Origin of the sequence: Nordella sp. HKS 07 (genome assembly GCF_011046735.1) — a bacterium.
In the GTDB taxonomy this organism is placed as follows: Bacteria; Pseudomonadota; Alphaproteobacteria; order Rhizobiales; family Aestuariivirgaceae; genus Taklimakanibacter.
Map to the genome: position 1 here is coordinate 2,038,927 of NZ_CP049258.1, position 14,826 is coordinate 2,053,752.

12 protein-coding genes are annotated in these 14,826 nt (G+C 59.5%); 5 read left to right on the forward strand and 7 right to left on the reverse strand.

Annotation, left to right across the window (positions count from 1 at the left end):
- Positions 1-112: 112 nt before the first annotated feature.
- The 6 genes from G5V57_RS09520 to G5V57_RS09545 all read right to left on the reverse strand — a co-directional run bounded on the left by G5V57_RS09520 (position 113) and on the right by G5V57_RS09545 (position 8,260).
- Positions 113-3,367 carry an adenylate/guanylate cyclase domain-containing protein gene (locus G5V57_RS09520; protein WP_165167264.1) on the reverse strand — a complete coding sequence of 1,085 codons (3,255 nt, stop codon included), beginning with the start codon at positions 3,365-3,367 and terminating at the stop codon, positions 113-115.
- Between the two features lie 1,258 nt (positions 3,368-4,625).
- On the reverse strand, positions 4,626-5,081 hold the full coding sequence (locus tag G5V57_RS09525; protein WP_165167265.1) for a hypothetical protein: 456 nt from the start codon (positions 5,079-5,081) through the stop codon (positions 4,626-4,628).
- 425 nt (positions 5,082-5,506) lie between these two features.
- Entirely contained in the window at positions 5,507-7,210 is a 1,704-nt protein-coding gene (locus tag G5V57_RS09530; RefSeq protein ID WP_165167266.1) for a hypothetical protein, read from the reverse strand.
- Entirely contained in the window at positions 7,210-7,713 is a 504-nt protein-coding gene (locus tag G5V57_RS09535; RefSeq protein ID WP_165167267.1) for a hypothetical protein, read from the reverse strand. The genes G5V57_RS09530 and G5V57_RS09535 overlap by 1 nt, the downstream gene beginning before the upstream one ends.
- On the reverse strand, positions 7,710-7,928 hold the full coding sequence (locus G5V57_RS09540) for a hypothetical protein (protein WP_165167268.1): 219 nt from the start codon (positions 7,926-7,928) through the stop codon (positions 7,710-7,712). Before G5V57_RS09540 ends, G5V57_RS09535 begins: the two co-directional genes overlap by 4 nt.
- A gap of 89 nt (positions 7,929-8,017) precedes the next feature.
- Positions 8,018-8,260: a DNA-binding protein gene (locus tag G5V57_RS09545; RefSeq protein WP_165167269.1), complete on the reverse strand. Its 243-nt coding sequence runs from the start codon at positions 8,258-8,260 to the stop codon at positions 8,018-8,020.
- A gap of 1,082 nt (positions 8,261-9,342) precedes the next feature.
- Between G5V57_RS09545 and G5V57_RS09550 the strand changes: the two genes are divergently transcribed.
- Positions 9,343-9,753, forward strand: coding sequence for a hypothetical protein (locus tag G5V57_RS09550; protein WP_165167270.1), 411 nt, complete (start codon positions 9,343-9,345; stop codon positions 9,751-9,753).
- A 107-nt stretch (positions 9,754-9,860) separates the two neighbouring features.
- On the opposite strand, the gene G5V57_RS09555 is transcribed toward G5V57_RS09550, so the two are convergent.
- Positions 9,861-11,060, reverse strand: coding sequence for a site-specific integrase (locus G5V57_RS09555; protein ID WP_165167271.1), 1,200 nt, complete (start codon positions 11,058-11,060; stop codon positions 9,861-9,863).
- 186 nt (positions 11,061-11,246) lie between these two features.
- Here G5V57_RS09555 and pabB point away from each other — a divergent pair, with 186 nt between their 5' ends.
- The 4 genes from pabB to fsa are packed head-to-tail and all read left to right on the forward strand — an operon-like array spanning position 11,247 to position 14,755.
- Complete coding sequence (pabB, locus tag G5V57_RS09560; RefSeq protein ID WP_165167272.1) at positions 11,247-12,641, forward strand: aminodeoxychorismate synthase component I; 1,395 nt, start codon at positions 11,247-11,249, stop codon at positions 12,639-12,641.
- Positions 12,638-13,201, forward strand: a complete 564-nt coding sequence (locus tag G5V57_RS09565; protein WP_165167273.1) for an aminodeoxychorismate/anthranilate synthase component II — start codon at positions 12,638-12,640, stop codon at positions 13,199-13,201. Before pabB ends, G5V57_RS09565 begins: the two co-directional genes overlap by 4 nt.
- Positions 13,198-14,046 carry an aminotransferase class IV gene (locus tag G5V57_RS09570; protein ID WP_165167274.1) on the forward strand — a complete coding sequence of 283 codons (849 nt, stop codon included), beginning with the start codon at positions 13,198-13,200 and terminating at the stop codon, positions 14,044-14,046. The genes G5V57_RS09565 and G5V57_RS09570 overlap by 4 nt, the downstream gene beginning before the upstream one ends.
- Positions 14,047-14,104: 58 nt before the next feature.
- The gene (fsa, locus tag G5V57_RS09575) at positions 14,105-14,755 is read left to right on the forward strand and encodes a fructose-6-phosphate aldolase (RefSeq protein ID WP_165167275.1); all 651 of its coding nucleotides are present in this window, start codon (positions 14,105-14,107) and stop codon (positions 14,753-14,755) included.
- Positions 14,756-14,826: the final 71 nt, after the last annotated feature.

Genomic DNA, 14,826 nt, shown 5'->3' on the forward strand with positions numbered 1-14,826 from the left:
AATCCTATGGCGCTTGCGCACCAGGTGGAGGAGCCGTCCACAGCATCAATAGCGGACATCTTGGACAGCCGACTAGCACTGCATCTCGGCGAAAGGGCCGACAACGCACCCGCTAATGAGAGAAATTGGAAAACAACTCTAATGAGCGCTTGAGTCCCATTTGATGACCGCGACTCTGGAGCTGCCGTCCGACCGCACGCAGTTCGTGATCGTTCGTGTTCTCGCCAATTGCGGCAGCCCACCGCGCTCTCTCGATCATGAAGCTCGACAACGGCAGGGGCTCATTTGTCGTATATCGATCCAGCAATTCGGCGTGCTTCCGGACGCCGTCCCAGTTTCGATCGATCAGGTGGGCATCCATTGCGTCAGCATGAAAGAACAGATAGTTGTGCGAAACTGCGCTGTTTTGCAGGATAGAGAGGCCTTGATCTAACCACTGGCGTCTCTCGGTGGGCGAATCGGCGGCCAAGACTAGACCTCCCATAATCCATGGACCGATAAAGCTTAGCGTCTGACTGGCGAGATCCAAGGCAGTGTGGAGATACTTGGCAGCCCGATTTGGACTACCTTCGATGAAGAAAGCCTTGCTTTGCAGCATTAGAACCATGGCCTGAAAGCGCTGGGATCCAAGCTCGCGGGCAAGTGCCATAGCTGGCTCAGTATAGTGAAAAATTGAGGCGACATCACCTCGCTCTGCCGCAATTAGGGCAAGAGCATTCAAGGCAATAATCTCAGAGCGCTTATGTGAGATTGACTGGGCATTTTCACGCGCCTCGATCGCATGATTCCAAGCAAGATCGAGCTCACCCTTGTAGATGGCGCACCATGCAAGCATCGGGCGGTTGGCAGCGGCCACGCGGGCGAGCCCGCCCTCATCAGCTCTTCTGACACACAGCTCAAAGTGCTCGTTAGCGGTGATCATGCAACCGCGAAGATAGTTAGCATCTCCCAGACCGCCGAGTGCTTGAACTTCAAGCTCTATAGAAGACGATGCGCGCGCATGATCGAGCGAAGCCTGATGATTTGTGATACACGCACTATAATTTGCTCTTGGCCACTCTAAATTGCCTCTCAGAAAGTAAGCCTTCGATAGAATAAGGTGGTTTTCTTCACGGCCCGCAAGTTCGATAGCTTCATTTATGTTCACTTCGGCATCGGCCAGCCGATCGACCAGACGCATAGCCGATGCCAGCCCGGTCAGAGCGCGGGCACGCTCCAGTGGGTGTTCAGCGGTCTGCAAGGCAAGCTCGAACGTATCAATGGATCCGGCAGGGTCGTTAGACTCAAGCTGAACCTCTCCAAGCAATGCAAGCAAGGAGAACACGATCTCTCTCTGCGGGTTAAGACCAAGAGCAGTCTTGCAATGCTCGGTGGCACGATCATGCCGATGTGCCTCAGCATGCGCTTGAGCGGCGTCTAAATATGCCGAGGGCGCCGACGGGTCGGCTGCCATACCCAGGTGCCAAGCTCGCAATGACATATCTCGGCCGGCAAACCAACCGGCGGCAGCTGAATGCAAATCTTTGCGTTGATTGAGTACGATTGATTGGTAGACGCCATCACGCACAAGCGCATGCGCAAACAGGTAGTCCTCCTCTTGCGGACGGACCAGATGCTGGGCGACGAGATTGGAACAAGAAGATCCCGGATCTTTTATCATCGCCCGCACGGCTGCGAGAGAAAAGCGTTGGCCCAGGACTGAGGCTGCGCGGAGGATGGTACGGTCAGTCTCGCTAAGCTGATCAATCCTTGCCTGCACAATACTCTGTACTGAGCCGGGGACAGCATCGCCCTGTTTGCTCCTTAGCAGCTGTTCAAGGAACAGAGGATTCCCGGCTGCCCGATCGATACATTTCTGAGCAAAGCCATCCGTCGCGCTCAAGTAGCCGCTTGCAAGGACCATTGCGTCATCCTTTCGCAAAGGCCCCAGATCCAAGGTCGAAAAAGAACAGTCTCGTGCAGACGCCCGCCAACTATGGTCAATCTTTTCGCCCTCAACCCGAGAAGTCATAACCAAGAGGATGGGATGCTCGGCGGTTTCGCCAGCTATAGTCGCGAGAGACTGAAGAATAGCTTCGTCCGCCCAATGGACATCTTCGACTCTTAGAAAGAGCGGAGCCATTTTGGCAGCGTGTCTCAATATGGACGAGAGCGTCCTCAGCCTGCCTGACTTTCGGGCTTCGTTGTCCAGGGCATCGAAGATAGGCTTGAGCTCTGAGGGTTGTGAAATGCCCAAAAGCGCAAAAGCATGAACTTGATCGGATGGCGTGATTACAGACTTTTCTACAAGCTCTCGAACGGCGATTATCACATCGCTTTTGTCTGTTCGCGCCGGCACTGAACACAGGCTTCGCAGTAGCAATGTAATGGCGTCTTCCCCTTGAGCGACGCCGAAATCCAATATCAGTCCTGCATGGGTCCCGGCACCACGTGTCTGAGCATGTTTTTCCACCTGGTCAACAAACCGGGTCTTCCCGATTCCGGCTTCTCCACGAATGTACAAAACGCTACCAGAAGAGTTCTTAAAGAGGGCATCGAGCACCCCCAAAGCCTGTTGTAATTCATTCCTGCGTCCAACAAAAACCTGCTCACTCGAAACACCTCGCCTGTCGCTAACTCCGGCTAAGCACCATACTTTTAGAGCATCACCCAGACCCTTGACTTGAATTTCTCCTCGACTCTCACATGCCGTAAAACCGGCAATCGCCTGATAGACGCTTTCCGAGACGAGAGTCTCGCCCGCACCAGCTACACCTTGAAGCCGAGAGGCCAAATTAACCGACGGACCGGTCACCGTGTATTCTGCGTGATCCTCGCTGCCAGTTTGACTGGCCAGTACTTCGCCTCCCGCAACACCAATGTGAACGTCGAGGCGCGGCTCAAAACTTGATAGCGCCTCGTGAATGGCATTGGCTGCACGCACCGCCCGTTCAGCATCGTTGCCGTGAGATTTCGGCGCTCCGAAGACAGCCATCACAGCATCCCCGATATGCTTGTCAATCGAGCCCCCGAAATCAGCCACGATACGATCGACAACGTGAAAATAGCGCCCCAAGAGACGGTGCGTATCCTCGGGATCTAATCGGTCAGATAATGTCGTAAAACCGACGATGTCGGCGAATAAAATAGTAACTTGTCGTCGCTCACCGATGGGCGTCGAACTGACAGCGGTTGGCGGGAGCGTCTTTTTGGCGTTAGCTAAGGCCTTCAGAAGTCGTTTGCGGTTTCCAAGTGAGACCCCCAAAGCTGCCAATTCGGATTCTGATAATTCTTGCAATATTTCCAGATCTATATCGTTCGCATGCATCGTGCCTGCCAGCATCTCAAGCCCATGTTCCGTCAGCCATTGGTCGATGCTCAAGTTCATGTCGCAAGCCCGCCCTCCACTATAATCCATACTATCATGAGGTCTTCCACGGTACGAGCCCGAGGTACGGACCAAAGGAAGTTAGATCACTCCAGCGCTGGCTGCACCCAGCAATGAAGGTTCCCGGCATGTCCGGTTTGGGTCATTTGCGACCGGGTCGATCCATCAAAGGCTGGCCATGTCCACTATGCCCTCGAAAGCGGAAGTAAATCAGAACATTAGTAACTCCGCGACCGGCCCCTCCAAGTTGAGTGTACATGCCGAGGAGCGACGCTCCTCCATAATGATCGCGTAGAGGTCAGGCCTTGCACTGGAAACCTGCTGCTCTGATCCGCAACACGTCAGTCGCCGAACCGGCGTTGGTGGCGGGTTTGCACCACCTGCCAGAGGAATAACGGGTCGGGATTTTCCCTTAACCTCGTTATGCCCACTGAATCGATGATCACCGGCGACAGTCTTGCGACCCACGAAGACTGCGCGGCCTCGAGACTGCCGGTACCCGCAAAGTCGCTGCGAAAGTGGGCGTGGGCGTCGGGACCGTCCAGCGCATCGCGCGCGCCCGCGCGCCTGGTTCCTTATCATGGGGTATGCAGAAAGAGTGACGAGGCCGATATGGCGATTACGCCAAGCGCAATAGCCATACAGGCTACTTAACCACCCGGATTGCGCGCTTGGTTCCTTATCACGAGGAACGCAGAAAAAGCGACGAGGCCGATATGGTTGCTTTCAAAACGAAAGGAGCCATACAGGCTGCTTCACCACCCGGAGCGCGGCTCGCATCGCATCCATTGGAAACCGCCCTCGCCCTCGCCGGGGCGCAGGCGGCTGTATGGCTTGTTAAATGATTTAACAAGCCATACAGGCTAAGGAACTTCTCCATGTTGATGTGAGGCCAATTCGCGTGGGCGCGAAGCGCGCGCCCTGTATAGTGGTATGCCTAGTGCAAACATACATACCGCCTCTTGTATGTTGAACGAAGGCGAGTTAGCACGAGCGCGAAGCGTCCGGCGCTCCTTGACCGTACCGCCTAGGGCGATATGGCTCTTTTAACCATTAAAAAAGCCATACAGCGCGCGCTTCGCGCGGCGCACGTTGCCCGCCAGTGCGATATGGTTGTTAGACGACGTCTAACGACCACGTGAGACTGGGGCGGCTTGCGGGCTTCACCGTCTCGCCCAGGCGCGTCGCGCCCAGCGTGTGTGTTTCGTAGCGCGCTCCTTGATTCTTCCCCGCCGATCAGCGCGCGCGAAGCGCGGCGCTATTTCTTGATGATCCTCAGCCTCGCCGCCTCCATCCGCTCCGCCATGTTCGAGAGGTCAACGATCGCGCCGCGTGGAGGCTCGGCATTCGCGATGTCCGCGTCCCAGCCTTTCGGTGGGGGCCACAGGCCCGCCTCCATGAGGGCGAGGCGACGCTTGGCGCGTAACATTCTCCGGTTGAGTTCCCGGTGCGGGCGCTCGTCCATTTTACCTGAGGTGGTCGAGGACACGACCCTGCGGGCCTCCGCCTTGCGAACCAGCTTGAGCGCCTTCATCCGGAACTCCTCATCCTGGTCGGGATCGTCGAAGACTGCGGTGAGGAACGCCTTCGCCGCTTCGACGTGCTCCGGGGGTGCCTCGTAGGCGAGCAGGCTCTCGGCGGCCTCAATCCGACGTCCGAGCCACGCACCCGAGTCGAGCATCATGGTGAGGAGGGCATCAACTGAGCGGGTCATCGGGGTGGGCTCCTAAGTGCAGGGAAGACCCACTCGCTGAGGATGTGTCTGGCGTGAGCCCAACGAGCGGACCGCCCTTCTGGGCAATGTGTTCCGTTGGACCTGAGCAACATGCCTGCAGGATATTCAGTCCGACGGAGTCCGGGTTGCGTAATGCATGAGGTGCTGGACATCCTGCTGGACATCGCGGGGGCCCATGTCCAGCAACATAAGACATTGAAAATACATGGTTTTTGCATATTTGCTGGACATGCTGGACACAGATTCTTTGGGCCCCGAATTAATTCGTCACGCGTAGTGGTATTGGCGTGGGTGGTGGGGATAATCCATTTTATGTCCAGCATGTCCAGCAGTCCCATATTTCCGTTTCATTTCCATTACATAACCCGCATGACATGGCTAAGGCCATGTCCGCACCATCTCCTTCAAGCTCGCTCAACCCACCACTCCATTGTGTTCAGTCGATTGCGCTCGCCCTCCAGCCGGAGCCCCTCGGCCATTTGACCCCGCGTATCCCGAAGCCAGGTGCCCAGCTTCTTGGCCGATATCTCCTTCCCCGCGCTTGCTACCGCCATCAGCGCCTCCCGCAGCTCCGCGCCCCGTCGATTCCCTTCGATCTCCTCCTTAATCGAGAGGGGCACAATCATGTCCGCAGCCGTCTTCGCGTTCTCCTTGCCGCACCCAAACATCGCCGCAATCGCATGGAGGGCCGCCGCCTTCGCTTGCAGCTTCGGGTCGTTCTCGCGCACCGCCTCCATCGTCACCGCCGGGTCCGTCATCCCCAGCCACACCAGCGGCTCCCGCACAAACTGACTCCACCCCTCAAAGCTCGCCACCGGAGCCAGCTGCACCCGCTCTCCGCTCATCAGGTACGCCAGCGGGATCGTCAACGCCGCAGCCACATACTTCGCGCGGTTCGCCTCGATCATCGCCAGCGGATTCCGCCGAAACTCGCGCTGCCAGGGCTTCTCGATCTTCGCGTCCAGGTCCCCCTGAACCGTCCGCCTCGCCAGATCATCCATGATCGCAATGTTATTGCCGTTCGCCGTAAACACGCTGCAGTTCGAAATGATCTTCAGCCCACTCCCACCCAACGGCCTCTGCGTCACCCGCTTCTCAGTTACCGCCTGGCAAAGCAGACTCGATCCGAGCGTCCCATTCAGGTTGTCGAGGCTGATCAGCGGCAGGCCCGTCATCATCGCACCCGCGATCCGCTTCTCCTGCTCCTCCACGTTCGAGGTTGCCGCGATCACGGCGCAACTTTCGCCCGTCGCAATCATGCTCGCAATGTTCACAATGTACGATTTCCCGGAGCCTGCTTCCGGCGCCTTGAACAGGTGCAGGGGAGCCGCGTCGAGCGCGCTCCTCGCCATCGTACTCAGCACTAGTGACAGCGCCACCCCCTCGCTCGCCTCATCCACGAACGGAAACTCCTCGAACAGCTCCCGAAGCACGTCGAGTGCCCCCTCCGCCTCCTCGCGAGTCGGCTCAGGCGGGATCGACACCTGCAGCGCCGACGCCGCGAGCAGCATGCACGTCTCCTCGTCGTACCCCGGCTTATCGAGCAGCGTCCCATCGCGCCGGAGTGTCGGCGCATTCAGCACTCCATCCAGCCGCTTGAACGGCCAATCCCCTCGCGCCGCAAGAACCATCCCCACCACGTCGTTGCTCGGACCGATCTCTTTTCTTGAGCCCGGTTGCTGCCATCGAAACTGCTTCGACAGCGTCATCTTGAGATACGCCTCATCCAGTCCAACGAGGACCACGCCTGCGCCCGCTTGCACCGGACGCACCAGCATCCCATCCCGTTGATAGATTGGCTCCCCCAACTCGACGAGCCGCCGCATCGCCTCCTCAGCCGCCTCCGCCACCCTCGACGCGCTCAGCACAATCGCCCGCGTCGGCTCCGTCCGAAGCGCGCTAGACTCCCGCCTGGACACGCTCGTCGTCAACACAGTCGGCAGTTGCACCTTGAACGGCACCACCTTCAGGTCGCGCCACTTCCCCGCGATCCGCTCGAGCTGCCTGTCCTCCTCCTTGAGAGCCTCATCAATCTCCACCCGCTGCTTCGCCACGATCTCCTTAAACTTGGCGTGCTTCTCGGGAGTCCATTTCACCTCTTCGCCCATCAGTACCGCCAGCCATCCCACGGTCGCCGGTCCCGCTTCTGCCACCGCTTTATACGGCCCGTGTTCCGCGCCCGCCGCTTTGGACGGCGCGTGGTGCCCCGCAAACGGCCCACCACCGGCCGTTCCGCATCCCGCCCATCATCCACCGGCCAATCAGCATCCCGCCCCCCACGGTCATCCCCACCCCCACCGTCATCCACCACGATCCCCCGCCGCGCCAATGCCGCCCGCGCCATCGCCCCGATCTCCTCCAGCGCATACTCCATCATCGCCAGGTACTCCTCATGCGGACAGCCCTGTTTCACAGACTGCACGAACACCTCCCGCACCGCCCGCAACATCCGCACTATCTCGACTGGATCACCCTCCTCAAGCGCCCCCTGCAGCATCGCTTCCATAGTGTGCACCACACTCAGCGCGCGCGGGTCCTTGTACGGCGACCAGCCAATCCACCGATGCTCGAAGCACCGCGGCCACGCAACCCCCGGCATCATCTCTCTCATTTCTGCTCCTTGTACAGCTTCGCGTCCTCGCCCACCTGATCATTCCACCAGACGCCCGTTGCACTCGGGTACAGCTGCAATTGCTGCCCCGCCCGGAAGTCCGGCACGCCCACCCCACTCGCAAAATGTTCAATCACGTCCGCATGGCAGATCAGGCCCGTCGGCTCTAGAAAGTCTACTACCGGCTTCGACTCCACCGGATACCGCCGCCGCATCTCCGCCTACTTGGCATCCACCCTCGAAAACTGCTCACGTGTGAAGTTCTTCGCTGTGATCTCGCGCAACCTATCCCGGTGATTCATTGTCATTGCAGTTGTCCTTTCACATCAAATTCCGCCGTGCTGTGCACCTTCTTCCCCAACCGTGAGCGCGCCCACTCCAGCGCCTCACCCCACTCGTACAGGGGCACCCGCCCGAACCGCCGGAACGGCGGCCCGCCCCCTCGTGTCGCCATCGTCGCCAGGGTGGTTGCGCTGATCGTGAAGCCCTCAGCCGTCAGGGCGTCTGCCAGGGCGCGGCGTCTTAACAGGCTCATGTCGGTACGCATACTCATAGCCTTCGCGTTTTCCGTGGCGCAACAAGACAACGGGCATGGTTTTAATATTCCAACAACATCGCGCAAATGGTATGGATTGTCAAATTACAATTTTGGTAAATCATTGATATGTATGAGGTTTTGGGAGCTAAATCACAAGTTTCGAGCCATGTTGCGAACCTCGGGATTCAAATCACAAGCCTTGCGAGACAAATTACGAGTCCCTCGGAGCGCAAGATTTGCGCGCCAGGTTCTCGGCATGCCGAGTCTGGCACATCATCGAGTTTCGCGCTTATTCACCCAAACCTCGCGCGCGCGAGATCAGGACTCCTCCATTTTCCGAGTCCTCAACTTTGAGTCCAATCTCGCCGAGTTCGGGTCGTCACTTCGAGGGGAGCGCGGGCCGAGTTTGCGCAACTAGACTCCAATCGAGTCCACGCGCCCGGACTCAGTCGGCTCAAGTCCCTGTGTTTAGACTCGAGCCTGGATCAAGGAATCAGGTGATCTCTGTTTCCCTCAAACTAGAGTATCCGAGTCCTTGTAACGAAACGGACACCGAGAAGAAGCAAGAGCAGCACTGCCCAGCAAGATTCCAGACATTAGCGCTAAGGGGGGCGTTTCCTTGTAAATATTGGCCCGTATGTAGGGCTCCATGGCATATAATAACAAGTATTTGACAGCTATTCGCAAGCAGCAAGGTTGCCAAGGTTCTACATCACGCGGCCATGGGCTGCGAGGAAGACTTCTTTGTCCCGGGGTCGATTCCGCGTCCCAGTCCTCGAACTTAGAAGTAAGTATATTGGATAAAGAGGAAAGCCATGCCGCTGTCGAGTTCAGAACAACAGCAGATTCAAGACATAATAGATTCTGCGACACCTGAGGGGCGTCGGCAACTGAGAGCTGATGCAGAAATTAGATTGGCTCGAGTGAACACGCTAATGGACCAGAAGCTCCTTTCGCGTGAAGAGAGTGAGGCAGGTTATGTTGCGATAGAAGTGTTAGTCCGCACGGAGGCCACGGAACTGGGAAAGGGCTGGCTTTTCCGCGCAAAGCGGCGCGTTCAACTCGTCCAGATGTACTTGGGGAGCTAGCCCATGTTTGGATTTTTAATACGCAGCGAAGTGAACGATGATGCTGTTCGCCTCAAGACTTTAGTTGATCAAGCAGTCTCAAGATACCTCTCGCTATCGCGCGAGGAACTTAAAACGACGATTCCTCAAGCCTTCCCTGAAAGCTTACATCACATAGATCACTCCGGTGTAAATTTCATCTTTCCAGAATTCAAAGAATTTCTTTTTATGCTGAAAACAGGATACGACGCTCATATGTCGTTGTCAGTTCTGGGACGGGGTAAGTATGCGGGCTTTATACTTAGCGTAGGAGATAAGAATTGGAATTGTTCGGTGTCGGATGGGATTGCCTATCGCGCCACCGGAGGGGCAAAGAAACTAGCTCAGTTGATGGAAAAGAAATTCAACGTTTTCGATGCGACCAGATTTATGTAACAGTTCCGTTAGATTGCGAGCGAGTATCCGCAAACAGAGGGCCCACCTTCGCAAAACCGCCCAACGGGCTCACGGATAGATGGCTAGCTATGTAGCGGAAAGCGCCGCTAGCCTGCAGCGCACATCCTTTTCAGTGTCTCACCCGCCACGCGATCCGCCGCCGCAAGGAGCACCGCGTCCGCCGAGTGCATGTACCGACTCGTCACGGTCCATCGCTTGTGGCCGATGAGGGCGGCGATGGTCGGCTCGGAAAGCCCGAGGTCCGCCGCAAGGGAAGCGAATGAGTGCCGGAGCACGTGGGGCGTGACGTCCTTGGGCAAACCCAGGCTCGTCCAAAACCCGCCCAGCTCCAATCGGTATCCTCGCGTCGGCGGGAACGCGAGCTCGCCCGAGAGGCCCAGCACCTTCATATCCGCCAGCACTGCGCACGCGGCCTCCGAGAGCGGCCTCAAGCTCTCTCCGGTCTTGGTGTCACCTAGCCTGCACGTCCGCCGCTCCAGATCTACTTCGCGCCACGTGAGCCCGAGCGCCTCGCCCGAGCGCCAGCCGGTGAGCGCGAGGAAACGGACCGCCGCGACGGAGGGCGGCCATGCGTCCGTCCGGAGTGCGGCCCCGAGCGCCGCGTACTCCGCGTCGCTGAGTCGACGCGTGCGGCGTCCATCAGCCGGGCGCACTACACCGCGCACCGGATTGTCCGGGCGGAGCTTTTGGCGCACGGCATAAGTGAAGATGCCGCCGAGCAGCCCCACCGTGCGACTCGCGGTGCCCATGCCCCCCTCGACGATGATGGCGCGCCCTTCCTTCGTCTTGATGTTAGCCTTAGTCTTCCCATTCGCGACGTCGTGCATAAAGCGCTCGATATCGTTCGATGTGACCTCCACCACGCTGCGGCGACCCAGGAGCGGCTTGATGTGCCGCTCGACGCGGCCCCGGTCGGTCACGAGGGTGCTCGGTTTCTTCGCTCTGCGGAGGCGCGTCATGAGGCGTCCGGACTCCGCGTCCGATATGTACCGGTCACAGAGTTCGGCGACCGTGCATCCCGCCGAGCTCGCGGCGGGATCACGCTTCTGCGCCACCTCGCCGAGCAGACGCCGCGCCTCCTCGCGCGCAGTCTCGGGCGTCCAAGGCGCACCGTGCCTCCCGATGGTATAGAAGCGTTGGCGGCCCTCGGCGGTTCGGTAGAAGAGAACGTAGGATACTGCGGTCGAGCGCTGGCGGCGGGCGTGAAACCCCGGTACTGCCGAGTCCCAGATTGATTGGTTGGGTTCGAGGGCCCGCACGTCCCTGCGCCCGATGCGTTTCGCCATCCGTGCCTCCACGGAAAATTCCAGTAGGGGCCTAGTAAGCACATAGAAAGCAAAAATGCGCAAGATGATGCAAAAGACAACAACCCAACGCAGGCCAAAATTGCCATTTTGTTCTCGTACATCAATGATTTATGCAAATTGGCGCAATGGCCCAAAACCCCGCCCGATTGCCTATATGAGGCGACCATGAAACATGTCCCTGCGTCCACCGGCGAGGTGCTGCGGCGCGAGATCGCTTATGGCGATCCGGCCCTGCTGCTGCGCCGTTTTGCGCGCCAGAAGGACCTGACCTTCCTCGACAGCGCGCTTCCGCAGGGCGAGCTTGGCCGCTACTCCTACATCGCGGCCGATCCTTTCGAGACCTTTACGCTGGCGGAAGGCGAAGGAGGCCTCGCGGCGCTGGCGCGCCTCGACCGCCGGTTGAAACGCTGGAGCCTGCCGCGCGCTCCTGAATTGCCGCCCTTCCAGGGTGGCTTCGCCGGCTATATCGCCTATGAATTCGCCCGCCTGCTCGAGCCGCAGATCATGGCGAGGACCCCGCCGCCCGACATCGCGCCGATCTTGCTGCACGCTTACGACACGGTCGTCGCTTTCGATCATCAGGCCCGGCGCTGCTGGATCGTCTCGACCGGCTTTCCAGAGACCGATCCGGAGGAACGCATCCGGCGCGCCGAACGGCGCATCGCCGAGATCGAGAATCTGTGCCTGACGCCCGAACCCGCACTAGCCGGCGATTACGTCATCGCGAGCTGGCGGTCGAACTTCACACGTGCCGACTACGAGGCGGCGATCCAGCGCACCATCGACTACATCCTGGCCGGCGATATCTTCCAGGCTAATATCGCGCAGCGCTTCGACGCCGAAATTCCGCCTGGCTTCGATCCCCTCGCCTTCTATCTCAATCTGCGCAAGCTCAATCCGGCGACCTTCGGCGCTTTTCTCGATTATGGCGCGGTGAAGGTCGCATCGAGTTCGCCCGAGCGCCTCGTCAGTTTCGACGGCGAGACCGCCGAGGCGCGCCCGATCAAGGGCACCAGGCGGCGCGACGCCAATGCGAGCATCGATGCGGAGCTCAAGGCCGAGCTCCTCGCCAGCCGCAAGGACCGCGCCGAGAATGTGATGATCGTCGATCTCCTGCGCAATGATCTCTCGCGCGTCGCCGAGCCCGGCACGGTGCAGGTGCCGGTGCTGTGCGGTCTGGAAAGCTACGCCTCGGTGCATCATCTCACCTCCGTCGTCACCGGCCGCCTCGCTGCCGGGAAGAGCCGCGGCGACCTCATCGCCGCCTGCTTCCCCGGCGGCTCGATCACCGGGGCTCCGAAGATGCGGGCCCAGGAGATCATCGCCGAGATCGAGCGCGTGCCGCGCAATGTCTATTGCGGCTCGATCGGCTTCCTGAGCTTCACGGGCGAAATGGATCTCAATATCGCCATCCGCACCGTTCTCTTCCATGAGGGGCGCGCCGAGTTCCAGGGCGGTGGCGGCATCACCGCCAAGTCGCATCCGGCCGACGAATATGAGGAGACGCTCGCCAAGGTGGCGCGTATCGCCCGGAGCTTCGAGAGGCGGGACGCGACATGATCCTCGTCATCGATAATTACGATTCCTTCGTGCACAATGTGACGCGGTATCTGCGCGAACTCGGCGCGGAAGCCGAAGTCAAGCGTAATGACGCGCTTACCGCCGACAGGATCAGCGATGATGTGCGGGGCATCGTGATCTCGCCGGGCCCGTGTACGCCGCATGAAGCCGGCGTTTCGCTCGACATCGTGCGCCAATTGTCCGGACATGTCCCCATTCTCGGCATCTGCCTCGGCCATCAATGTATCGGTGAGGCGTTCGGCGGCAAGGTGACGCGCGCCAGACGTCCCATGCATGGCGAGGCCTCCGCCATTCGCCATCAGGGATCGGGCGTGCTGTCGGGACTGCCCGACGGTTTCAATGCCGGACGTTATCATTCACTCATCGTCGAGCTTGGCGGCGGTGAACCCTTGACCGTCACCGCGCGCTCGGAGGATGGCGAGATCATGGGGATCGAACACAAGACCCATCCGACCTATGGCGTGCAGTTCCATCCCGAGTCGGTGCTGACCGAGCATGGCTACGACATCCTGCGCAATTTCCTGAAGGCGGCTGGATGAGCGCGACCGTCTGGTTCAAGGGCACACTCGTCAACGGCACGCTCGCCGTCGACCCGGGCGATCGCGGATTCCTGCTGGGAGACGGCCTCTTTGAAACCATCGCCGTGTTCAACGGCAGTCCCATATGGCTCACCGAGCATCTCGACCGGATGTTGGCGGGCGCAGCGCTTCTCGGTATCCCGGCCGATCGCGCTTCGATCGCAGCCGCCGTCGCGGAGACCTTGCGCGCGGGCGCACATCGCCACGGCATATTGCGCATCACTTTGACGCGCGGAGCTGGTGTGCGCGGGCTTGCCGCGAATGGCGCCGAGCCGAGTCTGCTTGTCACCGCAAATCCGTGGGTCAAAGGCACGCTTTTCGCGCCGGCGACGCTTTTCACCTCGACAATCCGGCGCAATGAGACATCGCCCGTCTCGCGCCTCAAGACGCTTTCCTACATGGATAATATCCTGGCCGTACGCGAGGCGGCGGCGGCTCAATGCGATGATGCGCTTTTCCTCAACACCAGAGGTGAGGTCGCCGCCACGACCATCGCCAATATCTTCATCCGGCGCGGCGGCCGGCTGGCGACGCCGCCTTTGAGTGCAGGCATCCTGCCCGGCATCGCCCGGCAGAAGCTCTTGTCCCTGACGCAAGCCGTTGAAAGGGAGATCGCGCCGTCCGAGCTTCACGACGCCGAGGCGGTGTTCCTCACCAACAGCCTGCGCCTCGTCCGCCCGGTGCATGCCTTGGACGGCCGGGCGCTGCGTCATGACGATGCGGCATTGGCGCGCTATTTCGAACATTTATGCACCGAAATCGTTCGGGAATCGGGCCTCGACCCGCGTGAGGCGGATGCGCTTTGACCTTGTCAGGGCCGACCTCGCGGACTAGTTTGCCGCTCAAATCTCTAAGGACATCGCCATGAAATTCTTCGTCGACACCGCTGAAATCAATGAAATCAAGGAACTGGCCGCCACCGGCCTCCTCGACGGCGTGACCACCAATCCCTCGCTGATCGCCAAATCCGGACGCGATTTCAAGGAAGTGATCGCCGAGATCTGCGCCGCGGTGGAGGGGCCGGTAAGCGCCGAAGTGACGGCGCTCGATGCCGACGGCATGGTCGCCGAGGGCAAGAAGCTCGCCAAGATCGCCAAGAATGTCGCGGTGAAAGTGCCGCTCACCCTCGATGGACTCAAGGCCTGCCGGACGCTGACCCAGGCCGGCACCATGGTCAATGTCACCCTGTGCTTCTCGGCCAATCAGGCGCTGCTCGCCGCCAAGTCCGGCGCCACCTTCATCTCGCCGTTCATCGGCCGTCTCGACGACATCAATATCGACGGCATGGAGCTCATCCGCGAGATCCGCCAGATCTATGATAATTACGATTTCGGCACCGAGATCCTGGCTGCCTCGATCCGCACCGCCAATCATGTGAAGGAAGCGGCTCTCATCGGCGCCGATGTGGCGACCGTTCCGCCCGCGGTGCTGAAAGGTCTGATCAAGCATCCTCTGACCGACAAGGGTATCGAGTCCTTCCTCGCCGACTGGAAGAAGACCGGCCAGGCGATTTGATCCGTCACCCGCTTGCACTGACCTAGTGGATCCCGGCTTTCGCCGGGATGACGGCAGTAGGTGATCTCGTA